The following is a 23,935-nucleotide window of genomic DNA, read 5'->3' as shown; positions in this document are numbered from 1 at the left end:
CGGACCCGGCGGGTCCGTCAGTTGTTGACGTGCAGGGCGGCGTTCAGCTCGATGCCCCGGCCGGTGCGGGGCCGGGCCTCCAGCCCGCCGGTCACCGAGTTGCGCCAGAACAGCAGGCCGTCGACGCCGGACAGCTCACGGGCCTTGACCACCCGGCCGTCGGGGAGCGTGATCTTCGACGCGGCGGTGATGTAGCAGCCGGCCTCGACCACACAGTCGTCGCCGAGCGAGATCCCGACGCCGGCGTTCGCGCCGACCAGGCTCCGCTCACCGATGCTGATCTTGTCGGTGCCGCCGCCGGAGAGGGTGCCCATGATGGAGGCCCCACCGCCGATGTCGGAGCCGTCGCCGACCAGCACGCCCTGCACGATCCGCCCCTCGACCATGGAGGTGCCGACGGTGCCGGCGTTGAAGTTCACGAAGCCCTCGTGCATCACGGTGGTGCCGGCCGCCAGGTGCGCGCCCAGGCGGACCCGGTCGGCGTCGGCGATCCGCACCCCGGACGGCACCACGTAGTCGGTCATCCGGGGGAACTTGTCGACCCCGTACACCGACAGGTGGCGGCCGGCGGCCCGCTCGATCACCCGCAGCTCGTCCACCCGCTCCGGTGGGCACGGCCCGGCGGACGTCCAGGCCACGTTGGCCAGCTTGGCGAAGATGCCGTCGAGGTTGAGCTGGTTGGGCCGCACCAGGCGGTGCGAGAGCAGGTGCAACCGGAGGTACGCGTCCGGGGCGTCCTTGATCGGGTCGTCGAGCGAGCCGATCACGGTGACCACCTGGACGGTACGCAGACCGGGCAGTGCCCGGTCACCGAGCGCCGCCGGCGGCAGGTCGAGCACGTCCGACTTGTCCTCCCCGGCGACCAGCGGCAGCTCACCGAGGCCCAGCTTGCCGGTCGGGTACCAGGTGTCGAGCACCTGCTCATCTGCCGTGACCGTGGCCAGGCCAATACCCCAGGCGGAATCTGCGGACGTCACTGTTACACCTCTCGGTCGCGGCCGGGTCGGCCTCAGCTCACTCCTCGCGCGGACAGACCTGAAGGTACCGTGCGAACCATGGAGAACCCGCTGACCCCCGAGGTCCTCGCCGATCCGGTACAGCTGACCCGCGCGCTGGTCGACATAGAGTCCGTGTCCCTCAACGAGAAGGCGATCGCCGACTGTGTCGAAGAGGTGCTGCGGGGCGTACCGCACCTGACCACCCACCGGCACGGCAACACCGTGATGGCGCGTACCGACCTCGGTCGGGCGCAGCGCGTCGTGTTGGCCGGGCACCTCGACACGGTGCCGCTCAACAACAACTTCCCGTCGACCATGCGCGGCGACCTGATGTACGGCTGCGGCACCTCGGACATGAAGTCCGGCACCGCGTACGCGCTGCACCTGGCGGTGACCCTGCCCGCCCCGCGCTACGACGTGACGTACTTCTTCTACGAGGCCGAGGAGATCGAGTCGCGGTACAACGGGCTCAACCTGGTGGCCCAGGCCTACCCGGAGTGGCTGGAGGCGGACTTCGCGGTGCTGCTGGAGCCGACGTACGGCATCGTCGAGGCGGGTTGCCAGGGCACCATGCGCGCGCTCGTGACGACGACGGGCGAGCGGGCGCACGCGGCGCGCTCCTGGCACGGGGTGAACGCCATCCACGCGGCCACCGAAGTGCTGCGGCGTCTCCAGACGTACGAGGCGCGCCGGGTCACCATCGAGGGGTGCGACTACCGCGAGGGCATGAACGCGGTACGGATCATCGGCGGGGTCGCCGGCAACGTGATCCCCGACCGGTGCGAGATCGAGGTCAACTACCGGTACGCGCCGGATCGCGACCCGGCGGGTGCGGAGGCGCACCTGCGGGAGGTGTTCGCTGGCTTCGACGTGGTGGTGACCGACGCGGCTGCCGGTGCGACCCCCGGGTTGGAGGCGGCTCCGGCGAAGGAGTTCCTGGCGGCGGTGGGCGCGGCGCCGATCGGCAAGCTGGGCTGGACGGACGTGGCCCGGTTCGCGGCCATGGGGATCCCGGCGCTGAACTTCGGTCCCGGCGACCCGAACCTGGCCCACCACAAGGACGAGCACGTCGAGATCAGCAAGATCCGCGACGGCGCGGCAACCCTGCACCGCTGGCTGGCCCCGGCCTGACCCGGCCTGACCCGGCTCGCCCCGGTGATCAAGAGGTTTGCGTCAGCCGGGCCCGTTGTCGGCGACGCAAACCTCTTGATCGGCTCCTGCGGGCGCGGCGGCGGGGGAGACCAGGGGTGGGTCCTGCAGTCGGGTGCGGCGGCGTTCGGCCACCACGTCTCGGATCCGTCGCTGCATCTGGCGACGGATCCGGATCATCTCGCTGTTACTGATCACGCTGTCTCCTCCCCCGAAGGCGCGCGCCGGGCATACCCGGTATGTGAATAGTAAGACGTACGGGGGAGCGAATTAGTTGCCCATGATCCCGAACTATTTCGCGGCGTCCCCGCCCCGCACACCTGCGAGGTGCCGCTCCACTACGGTTGCCCCATGAGCCAGAGCAACAACGGGCGGGAGGCCGGTCGCGGTCCGGGGCAGGAACGACACCGCGGCGCGGTCACGCTGCGCAGGGGGTCGATCCCGAGCAGTACCGCTGATCAACGGTTGTTGGACTCGCGTGGGCGGAGCGACTGGAAGACCAGGGACGCCTGGCGCGCGCTGCGCATCCTCTCCGAGTTCGTCGAAGGTTTCGACACCCTCGCCGATCTGCCGCCCGCGGTCAGCGTGTTCGGCTCCGCCCGCAGCGGCCCGGACAGCGCCGAGTGCCAGCTGGCCGAGCAGGTGGGCGGCGCGCTGGCCCGAGCCGGCTACGCGGTGATCACCGGGGGTGGGCCGGGCGTGATGGAGGCCGCCAACCGCGGCGCCAGCGAGGCCGGTGGTCTCTCCGTCGGGCTCGGCATCGAGCTGCCGTTCGAGCAGGGCCTCAACGAGTGGGTCGACCTGGCGATCGACTTCCGCTACTTCTTCGCCCGCAAGACCATGTTCGTCAAGTACGCACAGGCGTTCGTCGTGCTGCCCGGTGGGTTCGGCACCATGGACGAGCTGTTCGAGGCGCTCACCCTGGTGCAGACCGGCAAGGTCACCCGGTTCCCGGTGGTGCTCATGGGAGTCGACTACTGGCAGGGCCTGCTCAACTGGATGCGCGACACGATGGCCGCCGGTGGCAAGATCGGGCCGGTCGACCTGGACCTGATCTGTCTCACCGACGACGTCGGCGCCGCGGTGCGGTACATCGTCGAGGCGGAGGCCGCGCTCTCCGTCGAGCAGGAGGCGGTCCGCGACGAGGCGGTCGCGCGTACCGGCGCGGACCAGCAGGCCGCCGCCGCGCAGGCGGCCGACCAGCCACGGGACAGGTGATGGCCGCGATCTGCGTCTTCTGCGCGTCCTCCCGCACGCTGGACCAGCGCTGGTTGGACCTGGCCACCGAGACCGGTGCGGAGCTGGCCCGGCGCGGCCACACGCTGGTCAGCGGCGGCGGCTGCGTCGGCATGATGGGCGCGCTGGCGGACGGCGCCCGCTCCGCCGGCGGACGCACCCTGGGGGTGATCCCGCAGTCGCTCGTCGATCTGGAGGTCGCCGACCTGGCGTCGGACGAGCTGCTGGTGACCGACTCGATGGCCGGCCGCAAGACCCTGATGATCGACAAGTCGGACGCGTTCCTCACCCTGCCCGGCGGGCTGGGCACCCTGGACGAGCTGTTCGAGGTCTGGACGACCGCGACCCTCGCCCTGCACGCGAAGCCGATGGTGCTGATCGACACCGACGGGTTCTACCGCCCCCTGCTGGACTGGCTGGACAGCCTGACCAACCAGAACTTCCTCAGATCAGCAGGCCGCAACCTCCTGACGGTGACCACCACAGTCCCCGAAGCCCTGGACGCCCTGGAGTCCCGCCTAACCTGACCCACCCTGCCCCGACACCCCACCCCACCCCACCCCGGCCCGGCCCGGCCCCGGTGATCATGGAGTTGGCGGTGCTGTTGTCGGCGTGTCGCGCCGCTAACCTCATGATCGACGGGGGTGGATGGGGTGGGGTTGGGGTGGCGTGGGGGATTGGGTGGGTGTCGTATGGGTCTGATGGGATGAGCTGATGCAGGCGTACCGGTTGGTGCGGCGGTCCGGGGGACCGCCGCGGGGGGACGGGACGACGCCGGACGGCGCTTCCGTGCCCGCCCGCGGGGGCACGTCCGGTGGCGCGTCGGCTGAGCCCGATCGCGTGGCCGGGTCCGAGCTGACGGTCGACGGCGGCGGTTGGCGGGCCGATCCGGTGCAGGCCGAGGTGGTCGGGCACACCAACGGGCCGATGCTCGTGCTCGGCGGCCCCGGCACCGGCAAGACCAGCACGCTTGTCGAGGCGGTCGCCGCCCGGGTGAGCGAGGGGGTCGACCCCGAACGGATCCTGGTGCTGACCTTCGGCCGTCGAGGGGCCACCGCCCTGCGTCAACGCATCGAGGCCCGGGTCGCGCAGGACGGCCACCGGGTGCTGCGCGAGCCGCTGGTGCGCACCTTCCCGGCGTACGCCTTCGGGTTGCTGCGCCGAGCCGCCGCCGAACGAGGCGAGCCGTCACCCCGCCTGCTGACCGGCCCGGAGCAGGATCTGATCATCCGCGAGCTGCTGGACGTGGTGGGCGAGGAACCCGAGGACGACCCGGTCGGCTGGCCGACCGACCTGCGCCCGGCCCTGCGGACCCGGGCCTTCGCCGGTCAGCTGCGCGACCTGCTCATGCGCGCCGCCGAGCGCGGCGTGGGTCCGATGGACCTGGCCCGGCTGGGTGAGAAGCTCGGCCGCGCCGACTGGCCGGCCGCCGCCCGCTTCCTCCGGGAGTACGTCGCCGTGCTCGCGCTGCGCGACGTCAGCAACCGGGGCTCGATCGCGTACGACCCGGCGGAGCTGGTCCGGGCGGCCACCGGGCTGCTGCGCGACGACGAGGAGCTGCTGGCCGCCGAGCGCCGTCGGCTCGCGTACGTGTACCTCGACGAGCTGGCCGACACCGACCCCGCCCAACTGGAGCTGCTCTCGGTGATCGCCGGCGGTGGCAAGTCGCTCGTCGCGTTCGCCGACCCCGACTCCTCCACGTACGCCTTCCGCGGCGCCGACCCGGCCGGGGTGACCACGTTCGCGCACCGCTTCCGGACCGCCTCCGGAGCGCCCGCCGCGCAGGTGCTGCTGACCACGTCGTACCGGGCCGGGTCTGGTCTGCTCGCCGCCCTGGCCCGGCTGGGCCGCCGGCTGCGTGGCCCGGCCGCACACCGCCGGCTGCACCCACTGCCGGACGCGCCACCCGGGACCGTCGAGGTGCACACCTTCCGGTCGGCGACAAGTGAGGCCGCCTGGCTGGCCCACGCGCTGCGCTCGGCCCACCTGCTCGACGGCGTGCCCTGGTCGCGGATGGCGGTGCTGGTGCGGTCCACCGCGTTGCAGCTGCCCACCCTGCGACGGGCGCTGCACGCCGCCGGCGTACCCACCGTGGTGCACGGTGAGGATCTGCCCCTGCACCTGCAACCGGCGGTCGCCCCGCTGCTGCTCCTGCTGCGCTGCGCGCTGGAGCCGGAGCGACTGGACGAGGAGTCGGCGGTCGCGCTGCTGCACTCGTCGCTGGGCGGGGCCGACCCGCTGGCCGAGCGGCGGCTGCGGCAGGGCCTGCGAGCCCTCGCGTTGGCCGGCGGTGACCGCCGCCCGTCCGGGGAACTCATCGTCGAGGCGTTGCAGGACCCGGAGGAGTTGGCCGGCATCGAGCGGCGCTGGGCGGAGCCGGCGCAGGCGGTGGCCGGGCTGCTGGCCATCGCACGCGAAGCCGCCGCCCGGCCGGGCGCGACCGCCGAGGACGTGCTCTGGGCCGTGTGGGAGGCCAGCGGTCTCGCCGAGCGCTGGGCGGGTGCGATCAACCAGGGGCGGCCGGCGGCCGGCGAGGGGGACCTGGCCCGGCGGCGGCGGGCCGAGGCGGCCGACCGGGACCTCGACGCCGTCCTGGTTCTCTTCGACGCGGCGGCCCGGTTCACCGACCGGCTGCCGGGTGCCCGCACCGAGGTCTTCCTCGACCACGTGCTCGCCCAGGACCTGCCGGCCGACACCATCGCGCCGACCGCCGACCGGGGTGCGGCGGTACGCCTGCTCACCGCGCACGCTGCCAAGGGCCTGGAATGGGACCTGGTCGCGGTGGCCGGCGTCCAGGAGGGCATCTGGCCGGACCTGCGACTGCGCGGCAGCCTGCTCGGCTCCGAGCGGCTGGTCGACGTGCTGGCCGGCCGCTCTGTCGACGGCGCCACCAGGGCGAACGTGGTGGGCCAGACCTCGGCGTTGCTGGACGAGGAACGCCGGCTCTTCCACGTCGCCATCAGCCGGGCCCGGCACCGGCTGCTGGTCAGCGCCGTGGCCTCCGCCGCCGTCGGCGGTGACGACCACCAGGAGCAGCCGAGCCGGTTCCTGCACGAGCTGGGTCCCACCCCACCGAGTGCCGGGCCGCCCAGCCCGCCGAGTGCCGGGCCGCCCAGCCCGCCGAGTGCCGGGCCGCCCAGCCCGCCGAGTGCCGGGCCGGCCGACCCGCCCCCGCCACCGGGTCCGCGCACCGAGGACCCCGCCCCCAGCCCACCTGAGGCCACGCCCGCCGCCGATGGAGCGCCGAACAGCGCGAACGGTGGCGCAACGAACGGCGCGACTGCCGGCACGACCACTGCCGCGGCCGGTGCGACGAACGGCACGACCGGCGATGACGGTGAGTCGGACCGTCCCGGGGCACTGCCGGTGACCCGTCCACCTCGGGCGCTGACGCTGCCGGCGCTGGTGGCCGAACTGCGTACCGCCATCACCGACCCGGCCGCCCCGGCGGGCCGGCGGCGCGCGGCGGCGGCCCAGTTGGCCCGGCTGGCCGCCGCCGGGGTTCCCGGCGCGCACCCGGACGACTGGTGGGGGTTGCGCGCGCTCTCCGACGACCGGCCGCTCGTCGAGGACGGGGAGCCGGTGCGGGTCACCCCGTCGGCCATGGAGAGCGCCCTGCGATGCAGCCTGCGGTGGTTGCTGGAACGGCACGGCGGCAGTGGCCCGACCAGCACCGCGCAGGGGGTGGGCAACCTGGTGCACGCCGCCGCGATGCTCGCCGAGGACGCCAGCGCCGACCGGGGTGCGCTGCTCGACTACGTGGCCGCCCGGTTCGACGCCATCGAGTTGGCCGCCCGGTGGATGGCCGGGCCGGAGCGGGAACGCGCCGAGGCGATGGTCGACAAGCTGCTGCGCTGGCTGGCCACCAATCCGCGTCGGTTGCTCGCCATCGAGCACGAGTTCGCGGTCCGGTTGGACGACCCGCACCGGCCCGTCGACCTGACCGGCCGGGTCGACCGGCTGGAGGTCGACGAGTCCGGACGGCTCGTGGTGATCGACCTGAAGACCGGCAAGTCCACCGCCGTCACCGGCACCGACCTGGCCGAGCACCCGCAGCTCGGCGCGTACCAGGCGGCGGTGGAGGCGGGCGCGTTCGCCGAGTTCGGTGACGAGTCCGGCGGCGCGGCGCTCGTGCAACTCGGCACCTCCGCGAAGGACGCCCGGGAACAGAACCAGCCGGCGGCCGGCGAGGGACCGGCGGCCGGTTGGGCGACCGCGCTGGTCCGGAGGACCGCCGATACGATGGCAGCCGCCACGTTCGCCGCGGTGGCCAACTCGAAGTGCCGGGTCTGCCCGGTCCGCACCAGCTGCCCGGTCTCCGGGCAGGGGCGTCAGGTCGTCGAGCCGCCGACCGTCCGACGCAACCGTGAGGGCGAGGAGTGAGCGGGTGTCGCATCCTGAGACAGCACCGTGAGCCAACCCACCCTGTTCGGTGCGGGTCCCACGCCGGCGCCCCGACTGGCGGACTCCGGCCCCCGGTACACGCCCGTGGAGCTGGCCAAGCTGCTGCGGTTGCCGGCGCCCACCCGGGAGCAGGCCGCGATCATCGCCGCCCCGGTGGAGCCGCTGCTGGTGGTCGCGGGAGCCGGGTCGGGCAAGACCGAGACGATGGCCGCGCGGGTGGTCTGGCTGGTGGCCAACGCGTACGTGCGCCCGGAGCAGATCCTCGGGCTGACCTTCACCCGTAAGGCGGCCGGTGAGCTTGCCCACCGGGTCCGCACCCGGCTGGACCAACTGATCCGCCGACTCGGCCGGCAGGGCCGCGACCCGCTGGACGACCCGCTCGCCGGTGAACCCACCGTCTCCACGTACCACTCCTACGCGGGGCGGATCGTCACCGAGCACGGGCTGCGGTCCGGCTACGAGCCGTCGACCCGGCTGCTCACCGAGGCGTCCCGCTGGCAGTTGGTCGACCTGCTGGTGCGCAACTACGACGGCGACATGTCCGAGGTGGACCGGATGCCGAGCACCATCACCGACGCGGTGCTGGCGCTCGCCGGGGAGTTGGACGAGCACCTGGTCGCCCCGGACCAGCTGGCGGCCTGGACCGGTCGGTTCTTCGCCGAGGTGCAGTCCCGGCCGGGCCGGGTGTACGCCGACGTACGCAAGGCGCTCACCCTGCAACAGACCCGGCTGCGCCTGCTGCCGCTGGTGCGGGCGTACGCCCGGCGCAAGGAGGACTTCGAGGCGATGGACTTCGCCGACCAGCTCGCCCGGGCGGCCCGGGTGGCCCGCGATCACCCGGGGGTCGGCGAGATCGAGCGGGACCGCTTCCGGGCGGTGCTGCTCGACGAGTACCAGGACACCAGCCACGCCCAGGTGGTGCTGCTCAACGCCCTGTTCGGCGGTGGGCATCCGGTGACCGCGGTGGGCGACCCGTGCCAGTCCATCTACGGCTGGCGGGGGGCCAGCGCCGGCACCCTCGACCGGTTCCCCACCGAGTTCGCCCGCGCCGACGGTGAGCCGGCCCCGGCGCTCGGGCTCACCACGAGCTGGCGTAACCGTCCGGAGATCCTCCGGGTGGCGAACGCGTTGTCGGCTCCGCTGCGGGCGGCGGGTGCCCGGGTGCCGGAGCTGCGCTCGGCGCTGACCGTCCGGGAGCCGATCCCGCACCGCAGCCCCGGCGGTGCGGCCGGCGGCACGGTGCACTGCGCGTTGCTGCCCACGTACGCCGACGAGGCGGACTGGATCGCCGACAGTGTGCTGGCCGCGTGGCGGGGAGCGGCCCGGATGCCGGGCGCGGCCCCCGAACACATCCCGGTGGCGCAGCGCCCGACCACCGCCGTGCTGGTCCGGGTCCGCAGTCAGATTCCGGCGATCGAGTCGGCCCTGCGTGAGCGTGGCCTCCCGGTCGAGGTGGTGGGGCTCGGCGGCCTGCTGGACACCCCCGAGGTACGCGACGTGGTCTGCACGCTGCGGGTGCTGGCCGACCCGACCGACGGGGCCGCTCTGCTGCGGTTGCTCACCGGCGCCCGCTGGCGGATCGGGCCGCGTGACCTGGTGGCGTTGCACCGGCGGGCCCGCGCCATCGCCAACGCCCGCCGTCAGTTGGCCGCCGACGACGACGCGGAGATCAGCCCCGATCTGCTGGACGAGGCGACCCTGGTGGAGGCGCTGGCCGATCTCGGCCCGGCGCAGGCGTACTCGGCGGAGGGCTTCGCGCGGCTGCGCGCGTACGGCATGGAGCTGGCGCTGTTGCGGTACCGGCTGGACCAGGCGCTGCCGGATCTGATCGCGGACATCGAGCGGACCATCGGCCTGGACGTGGAGGTCGCGGTGCGGGCCGGCCGGGACGGTGCCGGCGACGCCGGTCTGGCCCGGGGTCACCTGGACGCGCTGGGTGACGTGGCGGCCCGCTTCAGCGGGGAGACGCCCGGCGCGACACTGTCCGGGTTCCTGTCCTACCTGGCCGCCGCCGAGGACGAGGAGCGCGGTCTGGCGCCGGGTGAGGTGGAGGTCGTGGAGGGCGCGGTGCAGGTGGTCACCGCGCACGCCGCCAAGGGCCTGGAGTGGGACGTGGTGGCGGTGGCCGGCCTGTGTCGGGGGTCGTGGCCGGGGCCGGTGCGCAACTCCGACCACTGGCTCGGCGGACTGGGGGTGCTGCCGTTCCCCCTGCGCGGCGACGCCGACGGGTTGCCCGAGCTGGCGCTCGACGAGGCCGCCGACCAGCGGGCCGTGGCACGGGCGGTGAACGACTTCACCGACGCCTGGCGGGCACACGACGAGCGGGAGGAACGCCGCCTGACGTACGTGGCGGTCACCCGGCCGCGCCGGCTGCTGCTGTGCTCCGGTTACTGGTGGGGGGAGGGGACGAAGCGACCGCGCGGTCCGTCGGTCTTCCTGCGTGAGATGTACGACGCCTGTCTCGACGGTGGGCCGGGGCACCTGATCGACGCCTGGGCACCGGAGCCGACCCCGGATGCCACGAACCCCACCGCCGAGGTGGTGGTCCGCGCGGAGTGGCCGGCCGACCCGCTGGGTGGCCGCCGACCGGAGTTGGCCGAGGCGGCCGGGCTGGTACGCCGCCTGATGGCCGACGGGCCGGCCGCGGTGCTCCCCGGGCCGGTCGGGCCGGTGCTCCCCGGGCCGGTCGGGCCGGTGCTCCCCGGGCCGATCGGGTCGGAGACCGAGGCGGTCGGGCCGGTGACGCCGATCGGGTCGGAGACCGAGGCGGTCGGGCCGGTCGAGCCGGAGGTCGAGCCGGAGGTCGACCCGGAGGTGGCGCGCTGGCAGCGCGAGGCGGATCTGCTGCTGGCCGAGCGGGCCGAGCTGACCCGGCTCTCCGGTGCGGTCGAGGTGGTCCTGCCCGGGCAGTTGAGCGTCACCCAGCTGGTGGCGTTGCGGCGCGACCCGGCGGCCCTGGCCCGTACGCTGCGCCGCCCGGTGCCGGCCGAGCCCAACCCGTACGCCCGCCGAGGCACCGCCTTCCACGCCTGGTTGGAGCAGCGCTTCGGTGCTGACCGCCTGCTGGACCTGGACGAGCTGCCCGGTGCGGCCGACGCGGATGCCGCGCCCGACGAGGCGCTGGTGGAGCTTCAGGAGCGGTTCCTGGCCAGCGAGTGGGCCGACCGGTCACCGGTGGAGGTGGAGGTCCCCTTCGCGACGGTGATCGGCGGGGTCGTGGTGCGGGGGCGGATGGACGCGGTCTTCGCCCGGCCCGGTGGGCGGTTCGACGTGGTCGACTGGAAGACCGGCGCGCAGCCCTCGGGGCCGGCGGCGGAGGTGGCCGCGGTGCAGTTGGCCGTGTACCGGTTGGCCTGGGCGGACCTGGCTGGTGTGCCGGTGGACCGGGTGGGCGCGGCGTTCCACTACGTCCGGCACGGGGTGACGGTTCGGCCCGCCGATCTGTTGGATGTGACGGGGCTCACGGCCATGATCGCCCAGTTGCCCGAAGATTCTGCCCAAGCTTGACCGCTCGCGGGAAAACCATGATACGTTGACCGGGTTGCAGTTTTGGTTACCAGAGACTCTGTGTGCGCCTGGCGGGATTGTGGCCCCAGGCGCTCTTTGTTGTGTCCGGAGTTCTCCGGGCGGGGCGACCAGAAGCGACAGGCGATTCGCGCATCCCCGCGCGGAGCGCTCCTCTTCGGGCACGCAACACGTGCGTGTCCGACGTTCCGTCAAGGAGACGAAACACATGGCTATTGGCACCGTGAAGTGGTTCAACGCTGACAAGGGCTTCGGCTTCATCACCCCGGACGGCGGCGGCGCTGACGTCTTCGCACACTTCTCGGCGATCCAGTCCTCCGGCTACCGGAGCCTGGACGAGAACCAGCGGGTCGAGTTCGAGGTGACCCAGGGCCAGAAGGGCCCGCAGGCGGAGAACATCCGCCCGCTCTGATCTTCGGATCGGTCAGCATTACCTGTCGCGCCCTCCGGGTGTGACGGTGACGGGACCGGCCCGCCTCGCCGCCGCCTGCACACGCAGGCGGCGGCCCGGCGGCGGGCCGGCCCGTACTCCAATCGGTTCGTGCTTGTGAGTCCTGGCTGCCCTGGCCGCCGGTGACAGCGCCACCTTCGGCGCCCTCCCTCGACACGTGCCGCGTCGAGGAAGGCTTCCGCATGACCACAGTTATTCCTTCTTTCGCTCATACCGGTCTGGCGCCGGCGCTGCTCACCGCGCTGACCGCGCAGGGCATCACCGAGCCGTTCCCGATCCAGACGGCGACGCTGCCCGACTCGCTCGCCGGGCGGGACGTCCTGGGCCGCGGTCGTACCGGCTCCGGCAAGACGCTCGCCTTCGGGCTTCCGCTGCTGTCCCGCACCGCCGGCCGTAAGGCCCGGCCGGGTCGTCCGCTGGCCCTGGTGCTGGTGCCGACCCGTGAGCTGGCCCAGCAGGTCACCACCGCGTTGGCCCCGTACGCCCGCGCCGTCGGGCTGCGCTGCGCCACGGTCGTCGGCGGGCTGTCGTTGCAGCGGCAGGCGGACGCGCTGCGGGCCGGCGCCGAGGTGGTTGTCGCCACCCCCGGCCGGCTGCACGATCTGATCAACCGGGGCGACGCCCGCCTCGACCAGGTCGAGATCACCGTGCTGGACGAGGCCGACCAGATGGCCGACATGGGCTTCCTGCCGCAGGTCACCAAGCTGCTGGAGCAGGTCGCGCCGCAGGGGCAGCGGATGCTCTTCTCCGCCACCCTGGACGGCGGCGTGGACCGGCTGGTCCGCCGCTTCCTGAGCCACCCGGTCACCCACTCGGTCGACCCGGGCACCGCCACGGTCACCGCGATGACCCACCACGTGCTGCACGTCGACGCCGTGGACAAGCCCGACGCGCTGACCCGGATCGCCGCCCGTGAGGGCCGCACCATCCTGTTCATGGGCACCAAGCACCGCGCCGACCGGCTCGCCCGCCAGTTGCTCTCCAAGGGGGTACGCGCGGCCGCGCTGCACGGTGGCAAGTCCCAGCCGCAGCGCACCCGCATCCTGGAGCAGTTCCGCAACGGTCAGGTGACCGCCCTGGTGGCCACCGACGTGGCGGCCCGGGGTATCCACGTCGACGGCCTGGACATGGTGGTCAACGTGGACCCGCCGACCGAGGCGAAGGACTACCTGCACCGGGGCGGCCGGACCGCGCGGGCCGGCGAGTCCGGTTCCGTGGTCACCCTGGTCCTGCCCGAGCAGCGCCGGGACGTGTCGCGACTGATGGCAGTTGCCGGCATCCGACCCGAGTCGGTTCAGGTGCGTCCGGGTGACGGGTCGCTGGCCCGGGTGACCGGTGCCCGCGAGCCGTCCGGCGTGCCGGTGACCATCGTCGCCCCGCCGGCGCCCGCCGCTCGGGTCCGCACCGGCGGCGGAGCGGTCGCCGACGGCACCGCCCGTCCGGCGCACCGCGCGTCGGGTCGGTCGCGCCGCCCGCGCCGCCCGCGTACCGTCTGATCTCTTTTCGCGCTTCGACCGACCCGCCCCGCTTCGGCGAGGCGGGTCGGTCTGTCTGCGGCGAGCGACGCGCCGCCCGGTCGGCCGGCCGACCACACGGCTCAGTCGGTTATCAGCCTCGGCTGGGTCGGCTGGCCGATTGTGCCCTGGCTGTCCGTGGTCGAAGCTGGCCAGCGGGGGAAGTCGGGCGGGGGGCCCGGCGCGGGAGGGGTGACCATGGCGGGCGAGGTCGGCTCGGGTGCGGTGCGCGAATTGATCCTGGTGGTCGCGCTCGCGCTCGCCGGTCTGTTGCTCGCCATGGTTGCGGCCTTCGCGCCCTGGCACGCCACCTCGGCGGGTAACGCTCCCGGCAGCCTGGTGGAGCTGCGCAGCCCCGACGACCCGGGCCTCGGCCCGGTGGTCGCACACGTGGGCTGAGCGGTGGCCGGTGGGCCGGCGCGGGCCAGCGGTGTGGTCGGGTCGGCGGGGCGCCGACCCGACCACACCGCCTCCGCCGCTTCAGGTGGTGGGGGCGCGGTCGGTCGAGTTGTGGGTGAGCAGATTGGCCAGGGTGGTGCTGTCGACCACCGTGGCGATCGCCCCGTGCACCGCCAGCCAGACGTCGGTCAGCCCGGCGGCCACTCCGTGGTAGCCGGCGCGCTCGGCCGGCAGTCCGCGCACCGTGGTGAGCGAACCGCCGACCGCCCGCAACACGTCGCCCACGGTGATCTCGTCGGCTGGGCGGGTGAGGGCGTACCCGCCGTCGGCGCCGCGGTGACTGTGCAGCAGACCCGCTCGGCGCAGGTCGAGCAGGATGCCCTGGAGAAAGCTGAGCGGGATGTCCTGCACCTCGGCCAGGCTGGCCGCCTTGACCAACTCGCCGCCGCCGCCACCGGCGGCGACGGCGAGCATCGCCCGGAGCGCGTAGTCGCTGCGCGCGGAGACGTACACCGCTCAGTTGCCCGCCTGGTCGAGCACGCCCCAGCGCCGCCGGATCGCCTTGTCCGCCGCGCCGAACGCGGCATCCACGACCAGGCCGACGACCAGAATCACGATCATCGTGGAGAGCAGCCAGGGCGCGTCGGACAACTCGCGGGAGTAGGTGAGCTGGGCGCCGAGCGACGTCTGTGAGATGCCGACCACGAGCAGTTCACCGGCCATCAGGCTGCGCCAGGAGAAGGCCCACCCCTGCTTCAGACCGGCGACGATCGCCGGCAGGGCGGCCGGCGCGATGACGTACCGGTAGAGGTTGAGCCCTCGGGCGCCCAGGTTGCGGCCGGCGCGCTTGAGCAGTGGCGGTACGTAGTCCACGCCGGAGATCACCCCGTTGGCGATGGACGGCGCGGCACCGAGCACCACCACGAAGAAGATCGCCTTCTCGCTCAGCTCGAACAGCAGGATGGCCAGCGGGAACCAGGCGATCGACGGCATGGTCTGCAACGCGGTGATCATCGAGCCGATGGCGGCCCGGAGCACCTTGGACTGGGCCACCGCCAGGCCCAGCAGCAGGCCGACGGCGACCGAGAAGACGTATCCGAGGGCGGCCCGGCGGAGCGTGGTGACCAGGCCCTCCCAGAGCTGGGGACCCTGGGCCTGCTCCACCAGCTCGCGGCCCACCTCCAGCGGACCGGGCAGCGAGTACGGCGGCTTCCAGCCCGACCAGACCACGAGCTGCCAGGCGGCGATGGCGATGGCCAGCGCCGCCAACTTGGGCCAGGTGGCCGCCCAGAAGCGCGCGCCCCGGGAGACCTCCTTGTCCCGGCCGGCGATCTCCAGCGCGTCCAGACCGGAGATCTCCGCGTCGGTACGCGCCGAGCTGGTGAGGGTGTCATTGGCCATGGCGGCCCACCTCCGTACGGAGCCGCTCGGTGACCTCGGCGGCGATGGCGGCGACCTCGGGGGAGTCGATCCGACGAGGGCGCGGGATGTTCACCTCGGTGGAGTAGATGATCCGACCGGGACGGCTGGAGAGCAGGATGATCCGGTCGGCCAGTCGGGCGGCCTCGCGGACGTTGTGCGTCACGAAGAGCACTGACAGCTTGCGCTCGGACCAGATCCGTTCCAGCTCGTCGTGCAGGATGTCCCGGGTCATCGCGTCCAGCGCGCCGAACGGCTCGTCCATCAGCAGCACCGGGGTGTCCAGGGCCAGCGTACGGGCCAGCGCGACTCGTTGCCGCATGCCTCCGGAGAGTTCGTGGGGGCGCTTGCGGCCGAAGTCGGCCAGGTGCACCGTACGCAGCAGCTCGGCCACCCGCTCGCGGCGTTGGGCCCGGGGGAGCCGGCGCAGCTTCAGCGGCACCTCCACGTTGGCGTCGACGGTCAGCCACGGAAAGAGCGCCGGCTCCTGGAACATCAGGCCCGGGTTGACCCCACCGGCCAGAGTGATCTGCCCACCGCTGACCCGGTCCAGCCCGGCCACCAGGTTGAGCAGGGTGCTCTTGCCGCAGCCGGACGCGCCGACCAGACAGACGAACTCGCCGGGCGCGACGTCCAACGACACCCCGTCGAGGGCCAGGACGGCGTTCGGCCCGCGTCCGTACACCTTGGTCACCCCGGAGAGCGCGACCGCGGTGGTCGCGCTCTGCGGCGTCGTCGTGGTCGACGTCATGGCTGGGTGACCTCGGGCTTGCCGGCCGCCTTGAGGGCGTTGTTGAGGTACTTGAGGTCGTACAGGCCCTTGAGGTCGACCGGTTCGGTCAGCTTGACCTCGACGGCGTGGTCGAGGCCCGCCTTCAAAGACGTGGGGATCGGGTCGTTGGTGAACTCCAACGTCGGCCACGCCTGCTTGATCAGCTTCAGGTCCAGCGGCTTGCCGGTGATCTTGCCGATCGCGTCGGAGATGGCCTGCTGGGCCTCCTCGGGCTTGCTGTTGACGAACTCGTTCGCGGCCACCTGGCCGTCGACCAGCTTCTGCACCACGTCCGGATGCGCCTTCAGGAACTTCGTGCTGACCAGCAGGTTGGTGATGACGAACTTTTTGTCCGGCCACAGGTCGCGCTCGTCGACGAGCACCTTGCCGCCGGCGTTGACCAGTCGGGAGACGAACGGCTCGGGCACCCAGGCACCGTCGATCGCGCCACTGTTGAACGTCTCGACCGTCTGGGCGTTCTCCTGCGGCACGATCTTCACGTCGCCGCCACCCTCCTTGGTGGTGGTGAGACCCTGCTGCTTGAGCCAGTATCGGACCGCCACGTCCTGGGTGTTGCCCAGCTGCGGGGTGGAGATCTTCTTGCCCTTCAGGTCCTGCACGCCCGTGATGCCGGGCTTGACCACGAGCGCCACGCCGCCGGAGGCCGCGCCGGAGATGACCCGGACGGCCTCACCCTTGGACTTGGAGAAGGCGTTCACGGTCGGGTTCGGACCGATGTAGGTGGCGTCCAGTGCGCCGGAGAAGATGGCCTCGATGGCGGCCGGGCCGGCGTTGAAGGTCTTCGGGTCCAACTTGACGTCGGCGCCGAGCTTCTCCGCGAAGATGCCCTTCTCCACGCCGACGACCGCCGGTGCGTGGGTGATGTTGGGGAAGTAGCCGAGACGTAGGGTCACCGGGCCGCCGGAGGCGCCGCCGGAGCCGTCGCTGTCGTTGCCGCACGCGGCGGCGCTGCCCACAGTCGCCGCCCCGAGGGCGGCAAGGGTGGCCAGGGTGACCAACCGGCGCAAGGGGTGCCGTCTCATCGTCTATCCAATCCGCAGTATTCCTACTTAGTTGGTAGGAAGAGTGGGCCAGCCCGTGGTCAGCGTCAAGGCCCATCCACATGCCGAGAAGGTGCGTCTCGCCTATGTCGGTATTTCCTACCAGCTTGCTAGGGTACGGCGCCCGGCAACTGTCAGAGAGGCGACTGTGCGATGACCTTCCACTGGTTCCTGCCCACCTCCGGCGACGGCGACCAGGTCGGTGCCGCCACCGTCACGGCGGGTGCCGCCCGGCACGACCGCGCCGCCACGGTGGCGTACCTGGCCGAGGTCGGCCGGGCCGCCGAGACGCACGGCTTCACCGCCGTCCTCACGCCCGTGGGCGCCGGCTGCCCCGACCCGTGGATCGTCTGCGCGGCGATCGCCCAGCACACCGAGCGGCTCGGCATGCTGGTCGCGGTCCGGGCCGGCTTCGCGCTGCCCACCCTGATCGCCCAGCAGGCCGAGGCGTTCCAGGCCGTCTCCGGTGGTCGGCTGTCGCTCAACATCGTGACCGGCGGCGACCCGGCCGAGCAGCGGGCGTACGGCGACTTCCTCGGGCACGACGACCGCTACGCGCGCACCGGTGAGTTCATCGAGGTGCTCCGCCGCGCCTGGGCCGGACGGCCCTTCGACTACACCGGCACGCACTATCGAGTCGAGGGCGGCGGCCTGGCCACCCCACTGGCCGAGCCGCCGCCGGTCTACTTCGGCGGCGCGTCCCCGGCCGCCGAGACGGTGGCCGCCCGACAGGCCGACGTCTACCTGATGTGGGGTGAGCCGCAGGCGTCGATCGCGGCCCGGGTCACCCGCGTCCGGGCGCTCGCCGCCGAACACGGTCGTAGCCTGCGCACGGGACTGCGACTGCACGTCATCGCCCGGCCCACAAGCGCCGAGGCCTGGGCGGAGGCCGACCGGCTGCTGGCCGGGATGAGCCCGGAGCGGATCGTCGCCGCCCAGGCCAGATTCCGCCGGATGGACTCCGTCGGACAGGCCCGGATGGCCGCGCTCAACGCCGGCCGCACCGACGGGCTCACCGTCGCACCGAACCTGTGGGCAGGTGTCGGCCTCGTCCGCGAGGGTGCCGGCACCGCGCTGGTGGGCAGCTACGCCGAGGTCGCCGCCCGGATCGACGAGTACGCCGCGCTCGGCGTCGACGAGTTCATCCTCTCCGGCTGGCCCCACCGGGAGGAGGCCGAGCGGGTCGGCGCCGAGGTGCTGCCCCTCGTCACCGCCCCGGTTTCGGCGGCTCCGCTGAGGTCGCGGGTGGTGGGGGTGTCGACGCGCTAGGGTCGACTCCGTGCCTGCGCGGAGATCCAGAATTCCAGCGACGAAGTATCCGGTCGAGCGGTTCACCCTCGACAACGGCCTGCGGGTGGTGCTCACCCCTGATCGCAGCGCCCCGGTGATCGGGGTGGCGGTGGTCTACGACGTCGGCATCCGTTCGGAACCGGAGGGACGTACCGGCTTCGCCCACCTCTTCGAGCACCTGATGTTCCAGGGCTCGGAAAATCTGGAGAAGCTGGCCCACTTCCGGCACGTGCAGGGGGCGGGTGGGACGTTCAACGGCTCCACCCACCTGGACTACACCGACTACTTCGAGACGCTGCCGAGCAACGCGCTGGAACGCGCGCTGTTCCTGGAGGCGGACCGGATGCGCGGCCCCCGGCTGACCGAGGAGAACCTGCGCAACCAGGTCGACGTGGTCAAGGAGGAGATCCGGGTCAACGTCCTCAACCGACCGTACGGCGGTTTCCCCTGGTTGACCCTGCCGCCGGTCATGTTCGACACCTTCCCGAACGCGCACGACGGCTACGGCTCCTTCGACGACCTGGAGTCGGCGACCGTCGCCGACGCCGCGGACTTCTTCCGCCGCTACTACGCCAGCGGCAACGCGGTCCTCGCGGTCAGCGGGGACATCGACGTGGCCGAGGCGACCGAGCTGGTCAACAGGCACTTCGGTGACGTGCCGGCCCGCCCGGCACCGGTTCGGCCCGACTTCACCGAGCCCGACCTGACCGCCGAGCGGCGCACCTCGTACACCGATGCCCTGGCGCCGCTTCCGGCGGTCGCCGGGGCCTGGCGGGTGCCCGACCCGATCACCGATTTCGCCGGCTACCTGCCCTACGTGGTGTTGGCCGAGGTGCTCACCGACGGTGACGCGTCGCGGCTCGTCGAGCGCCTGGTGCAGCGGGACCGCACGGTGACCAGCCTCGGCGGATACCTCGGCTTCATGGGCGATCCCTTCGATGTCCGCGATCCCACGGCGTTGCTGTTGCAGGCGCACCTGCCGCCCGGGGGCGACGTGGACAAGGTGCTGCGCACCATCGACGAGGAGTTGGACCGGCTGGCCACCGACGGGCTGACCGACGGTGAGCTGGACCGCACCCAGGCCCGGATGGCGACGCACCTGCTGCGCGACACCGACGCGGTGCTCGGCCGGGCGCTGCGGATGGCCGTGCTGGAGCAGCAACGCGGCGAACCGGGCCTGCTCAACGAGCTGCCCCGGCTGGTCGGCGAGGTCACCGAGGAGCAGGTCCGGGCCGCCGCGGCCACCGTGCGCCCGGAACGCCGCGCCGCGATCGAGGTCATTGCCGGAGGTGCCCGATGACGGCTGCTACTGCTACCACCACCGCTCCCGCCGGGCCGCGTACGCTGCCTCCGCTCGGCCCGACCCGCAAGCTCAAGGTGCCCAAGCAGGCCGAGCGCACGCTGCGCAACGGCCTCACGGTGATCGCCGTACGCCGGCCCGCCGTGCCGCTCGTCGAGTTGCGGCTCTGGGTGCCGTTCGGCCGGGTCCACCTGGCCCGCGGCGCGATGCTCTCGCAGACCATGCTGTCCGGCACCGAGTCGATGACGAGTGTGCAGATCGCCGCGGAGTTGCAGAAGGTGGGCGGCGGGCTCTCCGCGGGCGTCGACCCGGACCGGCTGATGCTCTCCGGCGCGGGCCTGGTCACCGGCCTGGACCGGATGCTGGAACTGCTGGCCGAGGTGCTGACCGGCGCCAGCTACCCGGGCGACGAGGTGGCCACCGAACGGGACCGGCTCGTCGACCGGATCCAGGTGGCGCAGAGCCAACCGTCGCACCTGGCCCGGGAGGCGCTGCTGAAGCGGATCTACGGCCGGCACCCGTACGCGACGCAGACCCCGGAGCCCGGCCAGATCCGCGCCGTTCGGCCGGCGGCGCTGCGCACCCTGCACGGCGAGCGGGTCCACCCGGCCGGCGCGCAGTTGGTGCTGGTCGGCGACGTGCAGCCGGAGAAGGCCCTGGACGCGGCCGAGCGGGCGCTCGGCGACTGGGCCGGCGCCGGGCGGGTCGCGGAGTTGCCGGCGACGCCGCCGCTGGAGCCGGGGCCGCTGTTGCTCGTCGACCGACCCGGATCGGTGCAGTCCTCGTTGCGGATCGCGCTTCCGGCGGTGTCCCGCACCGATCCGGACCACGCTCCGCTGCAACTGGCCAACCTGATCTTCGGCGGCTACTTCTCCTCCCGTTGGGTGGAGAACATCCGCGAGGACAAGGGCTACACGTACGGCCCGCACTCGGGGATCGAGCACTCCGTGGCCGGGTCGGTGCTTGTCGCCTCCGCCGAGGTGGCCACCGAGGTCACCGGGCCGGCGTTGCTGGAGACGACGTACGAGCTGGGTCGGCTGGCGTCGCTGCCGCCGAAGCCCGATGAGTTGGAGCAGGCCCGTCAGTACGCCCTGGGCACCCTTCAGCTCGGCATGTCCACCCAGGCGGGACTGGCCGCGTTGACGAGCGCGTACGCCGGCAACGGCCTGCGCCTGGACTTCCTCGCCGAGTACTCGGCCAGGTTGGCGAAGGCGAGCATCGACGATGTCGCGCGGGCGGCGGCCCGGTACCTGGCACCGGCCCGGGCGGCGGTCGTGGTGCTCGGCGACGCCGAGCGGGTCACGCCGGGGCTGGCCGCGCTCACCACGATCCGTACCGAGTCGGTGTCGTGAGCGAGCGTGGTGAGCGAACCCTGAGGCTCAGCAGCGGGCCGTCTCGCGCCGGCGCGGAGCGTAGCGGAGCGCGGGCGTGAGCGGGGAGGCCGCGCCGCCGTTGGCCCGGTCCACCCTGGATCGGGCGGCACACCGGCGGGGCGACTCGCAGTGGTTGACCGAGGCGTGGCTACGCGCCCGGGTGTTGGTGCTCGACTCGTCCGCCGAGGGCCGCACGCTGGCCCGCGCCGACACGTCCCCGCCGGCGCTCGTGCTGCTCGCCGCGGCCGACGTACCGGCCGGGTCGGAGTCGACGGCGATGTTCCTCGGTGTCGAGCCGGACGGGGTGCCGGTCTTCGCGGTCGACGCACCGTTGCCGGAGCTGCCGGGGACCCGGGCGGTCAACCTGCGCGAGGTGGGTCACCTGCTCGCCGACCGGGAGGCCGGTATCTTCACGACCGCGCTGGCCCTGACCAACTGGCACAGCCGGCACGGCTACTCGTCGAGCACCGGGGCACCGACCGCCATGGACGAGGCGGGCTGGTCCCGGGTGGACCGCAACGGTGGGCGGATCTGGCCGCGCACCGACCCGGCGATGATCGTGCTGGTGCACGACGGCGTGGACGGCCCGGACGGGCGCTGCCTGCTCGGCAACAACGCCGGCTGGGCGGGCACCCCGGACGGGCGGCGCTACTCGTGTCTGGCCGGCTACGTCGAGCCGGGCGAGTCGGCGGAGGCCGCCGTGCTGCGCGAGGTCCGCGAGGAGGTGGGCATCGGGATCGAGCGCATCGGGTACGTGGGCAGTCAGGCCTGGCCGTTCCCCGGCTCGCTGATGTTGGGCTTCCTGGCCACGGCCGACCCGACCGATCCGGTGCGGGTCGATCCGTCCGAGATCGCGTATGCGAGGTGGTTCACGCGCCGGGAGATCGGGGCGGCGCTGGCCGGGCAGACCGTCGACGTGGGTGACGGGGCACGGCTGATCCTGCCCCCACCGTCGTCGATTGCGCTGTTCCTCATCCACCGTTGGCTGGACGGTTGGGTGGACGCCGACCGGTGAGCACGGTCCCGGCCTGTGGCCGCCGTTGCCGCGGCGGTCACAGGCCGGGAACACGGGCCGTCGTGGTCGGCGGTGCGTAGAACGCGGCGGGGGAGCCGGTCCGACCACGACGGACGTCTGAGTCAGGTGCTGGTGCGGTTGGATCTGTTGCGGAAGGCGGGGCGGGGCTCGCTCAGCGGCAGGACCTTGACCCGTTGCCGGCCGGCGCGGACCGCGCCGACCGCGGCCAGGGCGCGAGCCAGCAGCAGTGCGGCGTCCCGGTCCTCGGCGTGCACGATCTGCCGTCGCGGCTCGGGCGCGGTCGTCTCGTCGCGAAGTCGGTGGCCGTCCGCCCAGGCGGCGGCGATGTCCCCGTCGGCGACGGCGCGGATGTCGGTGCGAACGATCAGGAACCGCATGAGGGTCTCCGGATGAACCGCGACGGAAGAGCCAGTGTGGAAGTTCCACGAACTCGATGGCCATGTTACGCCGCGTGAACATCCCGGCAACGCAAACTCGCCTATTGATTCTGAGCCTCGTCCGATCATCCGATGCCTGCTCAGCGGGCTTGCGCCCGGAACGCGACGGGGCCGCCGGCAGTGTGCCGACGGCCCCGCCCCGGTCACCGGGTCAGTTCAGATCGAACTGGCCGCCCTTCGCTCCGGCGATGAAGCCGAGCCATCCGGCCCGATTGAACAGCAGCACCGGGCCGCCTCGGTCCTTGCTGTCGCGCAGCGCGACAGCGGGCCGGCCGGTGCCCAGGGGGGCGACCTCGACGCAGTTGGAGGTCTGGCTTCGTGTGCTGGTACGCCACGGGGCGTCCGCCAACGAGCGGGCGGAGACGGACGGCGTGTTGCGGATGTCGTTCATGGTTCTGCTCCTGGTGTGAACCGATCCGATGGGACGAGTGGTGTCGCACGTCCCGACGGATGGGCCCCCGTGGATCACCGTTCCGTCAGCCGCCCCGAGTCCCTGCGGCGTTGGGTCGGCGCCGTTGCCGGCCCGAACGCCACTGTGGATGGGGGCACCGCCTCGGTCAGCCGTCCCGTCGACTCGATCAGCCAGGAGAGGGTTTCCGAGGCGGTTAGTGCCGCCGTGCATAGCCACTCGAACACTACTTTATAGCTATTTAGTGGGATTACCTCGGTCGACATGACGTCGGTGAACCCCCCTTCGATGGCCAATGTCTCCGGATCGAGCGGATCGGCGAACCGGTAGACGGAGAACGCGGTCGGCGGCAGGTACCAGTTGCCGACTGGGGTGTCCCGCAACAGGACGTGCAGCGTCACGTTGGGCAGCAGGGCCAGCTCGCAGAGCTGGACCAGTTGCTCGTGCAGCACCTCGGGTGGTCCGGCCCGGTTACCGAGGGCCGCCTCCTCCAGGACCGCGGTGTAGCGCGGCGCGTGCGGCTCCCGGGTCAGCAGCGACTGGCGGGCCATGCGCGCCTGCACCTCGGTGTCGAGGTCGTCGCCCGGCTCCGGTTCACCGGCGCCCGCGCTCACCTCGCGGGCCGAGACGAGCCGCACCTTGGCGTACCCGGGGGTCTGCAACAGGCCCGGCACCAACACCGGGTTGTACTCGGAGATCTCCGCGCAGCCCGCCTCCAGCTCGGCCCAGCTACGCTGCTGCTGCGTCATGACCGGGAAGTTCTTCAACCAGCCCCGCATGTCGCCGGCCTCGCCGGCGATGCCGAGCAGCTCCGCGTGGGTTGCCTCGTCGGCCCCGTACAGGGCCAGCAGTACGCCGACGTCCTGCGGGTCCGGTCGGCTGCGGCCGTTCTCCAGGCGGGACAGTTTGGACGCCGACGCCCAACCGATCCTCTCGATGACCTGATCGCCGGTGAGCCCCGCGGTCTCGCGCAGGCGGCGCAGTTCCAGGCCCAACCGTCGACGACGCATTATCGGGCTGGGTGCGGCAGGAGGCACAGTGTCCTCTTTCCCGTCGACCGCCGCAGACGCGACGGTAACTGTATGAAATTCGCCCCCCACGGCCAGTATGGACGGCGCGACCGGCGTCGGAGGTTCCGACGGGGGCGTGTCTGACAAAAATG

General features: G+C 72.7%; 21 protein-coding genes. 12 read left to right on the top strand and 9 right to left on the bottom strand.

Annotation, left to right across the window (positions count from 1 at the left end):
• Positions 1-17 precede the first annotated feature (17 nt).
• Positions 18-977, bottom strand: a complete 960-nt coding sequence (dapD, locus tag AB0C01_RS20990) for a 2,3,4,5-tetrahydropyridine-2,6-dicarboxylate N-succinyltransferase (protein ID WP_357246795.1) — start codon at positions 975-977, stop codon at positions 18-20.
• 78 nt (positions 978-1,055) lie between these two features.
• On the opposite strand from dapD, the gene dapE reads away from it, so the two are divergent.
• Entirely contained in the window at positions 1,056-2,129 is a 1,074-nt protein-coding gene (gene dapE / locus AB0C01_RS20985) for a succinyl-diaminopimelate desuccinylase (RefSeq protein ID WP_357246792.1), read from the top strand.
• A gap of 42 nt (positions 2,130-2,171) precedes the next feature.
• Here the strand turns inward: dapE and AB0C01_RS20980 are convergent, their stop codons facing one another.
• Positions 2,172-2,345 carry a hypothetical protein gene (locus AB0C01_RS20980; RefSeq protein ID WP_357246789.1) on the bottom strand — a complete coding sequence of 58 codons (174 nt, stop codon included), beginning with the start codon at positions 2,343-2,345 and terminating at the stop codon, positions 2,172-2,174.
• Between the two features lie 153 nt (positions 2,346-2,498).
• Between AB0C01_RS20980 and AB0C01_RS20975 the strand changes: the two genes are divergently transcribed.
• From AB0C01_RS20975 to AB0C01_RS20945, 7 genes are all read left to right on the top strand, one after another.
• The gene (locus AB0C01_RS20975; RefSeq protein ID WP_357246786.1) at positions 2,499-3,365 is read left to right on the top strand and encodes a TIGR00730 family Rossman fold protein; all 867 of its coding nucleotides are present in this window, start codon (positions 2,499-2,501) and stop codon (positions 3,363-3,365) included.
• Positions 3,365-3,910 carry a TIGR00730 family Rossman fold protein gene (locus AB0C01_RS20970; protein ID WP_357246783.1) on the top strand — a complete coding sequence of 182 codons (546 nt, stop codon included), beginning with the start codon at positions 3,365-3,367 and terminating at the stop codon, positions 3,908-3,910. The genes AB0C01_RS20975 and AB0C01_RS20970 overlap by 1 nt, the downstream gene beginning before the upstream one ends.
• Before the next feature lie 187 nt (positions 3,911-4,097).
• Entirely contained in the window at positions 4,098-7,766 is a 3,669-nt protein-coding gene (locus tag AB0C01_RS20965) for an ATP-dependent DNA helicase (RefSeq protein WP_357571863.1), read from the top strand.
• A gap of 27 nt (positions 7,767-7,793) precedes the next feature.
• The gene (locus AB0C01_RS20960; protein WP_357571862.1) at positions 7,794-11,294 is read left to right on the top strand and encodes an ATP-dependent DNA helicase; all 3,501 of its coding nucleotides are present in this window, start codon (positions 7,794-7,796) and stop codon (positions 11,292-11,294) included.
• Between the two features lie 226 nt (positions 11,295-11,520).
• Entirely contained in the window at positions 11,521-11,724 is a 204-nt protein-coding gene (locus AB0C01_RS20955; protein ID WP_007464836.1) for a cold-shock protein, read from the top strand.
• Between the two features lie 221 nt (positions 11,725-11,945).
• The gene (locus AB0C01_RS20950) at positions 11,946-13,259 is read left to right on the top strand and encodes a DEAD/DEAH box helicase (protein ID WP_357246775.1); all 1,314 of its coding nucleotides are present in this window, start codon (positions 11,946-11,948) and stop codon (positions 13,257-13,259) included.
• Between the two features lie 216 nt (positions 13,260-13,475).
• Positions 13,476-13,676: a hypothetical protein gene (locus tag AB0C01_RS20945; RefSeq protein ID WP_357246772.1), complete on the top strand. Its 201-nt coding sequence runs from the start codon at positions 13,476-13,478 to the stop codon at positions 13,674-13,676.
• An 81-nt stretch (positions 13,677-13,757) separates the two neighbouring features.
• Here AB0C01_RS20945 and AB0C01_RS20940 read toward each other — a convergent pair whose 3' ends face one another.
• From AB0C01_RS20940 to AB0C01_RS20925, 4 genes are read right to left on the bottom strand one after another with little or no spacing between them, the layout of a single operon-like run.
• On the bottom strand, positions 13,758-14,189 hold the full coding sequence (locus AB0C01_RS20940) for an Rrf2 family transcriptional regulator (RefSeq protein WP_357246769.1): 432 nt from the start codon (positions 14,187-14,189) through the stop codon (positions 13,758-13,760).
• Between the two features lie 3 nt (positions 14,190-14,192).
• Entirely contained in the window at positions 14,193-15,077 is an 885-nt protein-coding gene (locus AB0C01_RS20935; RefSeq protein WP_357571861.1) for an ABC transporter permease, read from the bottom strand.
• The gene (locus tag AB0C01_RS20930; RefSeq protein WP_357246763.1) at positions 15,067-15,846 is read right to left on the bottom strand and encodes an ABC transporter ATP-binding protein; all 780 of its coding nucleotides are present in this window, start codon (positions 15,844-15,846) and stop codon (positions 15,067-15,069) included. The genes AB0C01_RS20935 and AB0C01_RS20930 overlap by 11 nt, the downstream gene beginning before the upstream one ends.
• A complete protein-coding gene (locus AB0C01_RS20925; protein ID WP_357571860.1) occupies positions 15,843-16,910 on the bottom strand; it encodes an ABC transporter substrate-binding protein in 1,068 nt (355 codons plus the stop codon). Before AB0C01_RS20925 ends, AB0C01_RS20930 begins: the two co-directional genes overlap by 4 nt.
• A 171-nt stretch (positions 16,911-17,081) precedes the next feature.
• On the opposite strand from AB0C01_RS20925, the gene AB0C01_RS20920 reads away from it, so the two are divergent.
• From AB0C01_RS20920 to nudC, 4 genes are all read left to right on the top strand, one after another.
• A complete protein-coding gene (locus tag AB0C01_RS20920) occupies positions 17,082-18,197 on the top strand; it encodes an LLM class flavin-dependent oxidoreductase (protein WP_357571859.1) in 1,116 nt (371 codons plus the stop codon).
• Between the two features lie 10 nt (positions 18,198-18,207).
• Complete coding sequence (locus AB0C01_RS20915; protein ID WP_357246754.1) at positions 18,208-19,518, top strand: pitrilysin family protein; 1,311 nt, start codon at positions 18,208-18,210, stop codon at positions 19,516-19,518.
• Entirely contained in the window at positions 19,515-20,870 is a 1,356-nt protein-coding gene (locus AB0C01_RS20910) for a pitrilysin family protein (RefSeq protein ID WP_357246752.1), read from the top strand. The genes AB0C01_RS20915 and AB0C01_RS20910 overlap by 4 nt, the downstream gene beginning before the upstream one ends.
• 76 nt (positions 20,871-20,946) lie before the next feature.
• Entirely contained in the window at positions 20,947-21,906 is a 960-nt protein-coding gene (gene nudC, locus AB0C01_RS20905; RefSeq protein WP_357246749.1) for an NAD(+) diphosphatase, read from the top strand.
• Positions 21,907-22,028: 122 nt separating this feature from the next.
• Here nudC and AB0C01_RS20900 read toward each other — a convergent pair whose 3' ends face one another.
• From AB0C01_RS20900 to AB0C01_RS20890, 3 genes are all read right to left on the bottom strand, one after another.
• Positions 22,029-22,304, bottom strand: a complete 276-nt coding sequence (locus tag AB0C01_RS20900; protein WP_357246746.1) for a hypothetical protein — start codon at positions 22,302-22,304, stop codon at positions 22,029-22,031.
• A 211-nt stretch (positions 22,305-22,515) separates the two neighbouring features.
• Positions 22,516-22,755, bottom strand: coding sequence for a DUF397 domain-containing protein (locus AB0C01_RS20895; RefSeq protein ID WP_357246744.1), 240 nt, complete (start codon positions 22,753-22,755; stop codon positions 22,516-22,518).
• Between the two features lie 74 nt (positions 22,756-22,829).
• On the bottom strand, positions 22,830-23,810 hold the full coding sequence (locus tag AB0C01_RS20890; protein ID WP_357246741.1) for a helix-turn-helix transcriptional regulator: 981 nt from the start codon (positions 23,808-23,810) through the stop codon (positions 22,830-22,832).
• Between the last annotated feature and the right edge of the window lie 125 nt (positions 23,811-23,935).

Source organism: Micromonospora sp. NPDC048905 (assembly GCF_040649655.1).
Lineage (GTDB): Bacteria > Actinomycetota > Actinomycetes > Mycobacteriales > Micromonosporaceae > Micromonospora.
This window is presented reverse-complemented; position numbering and strand designations above follow the sequence as displayed.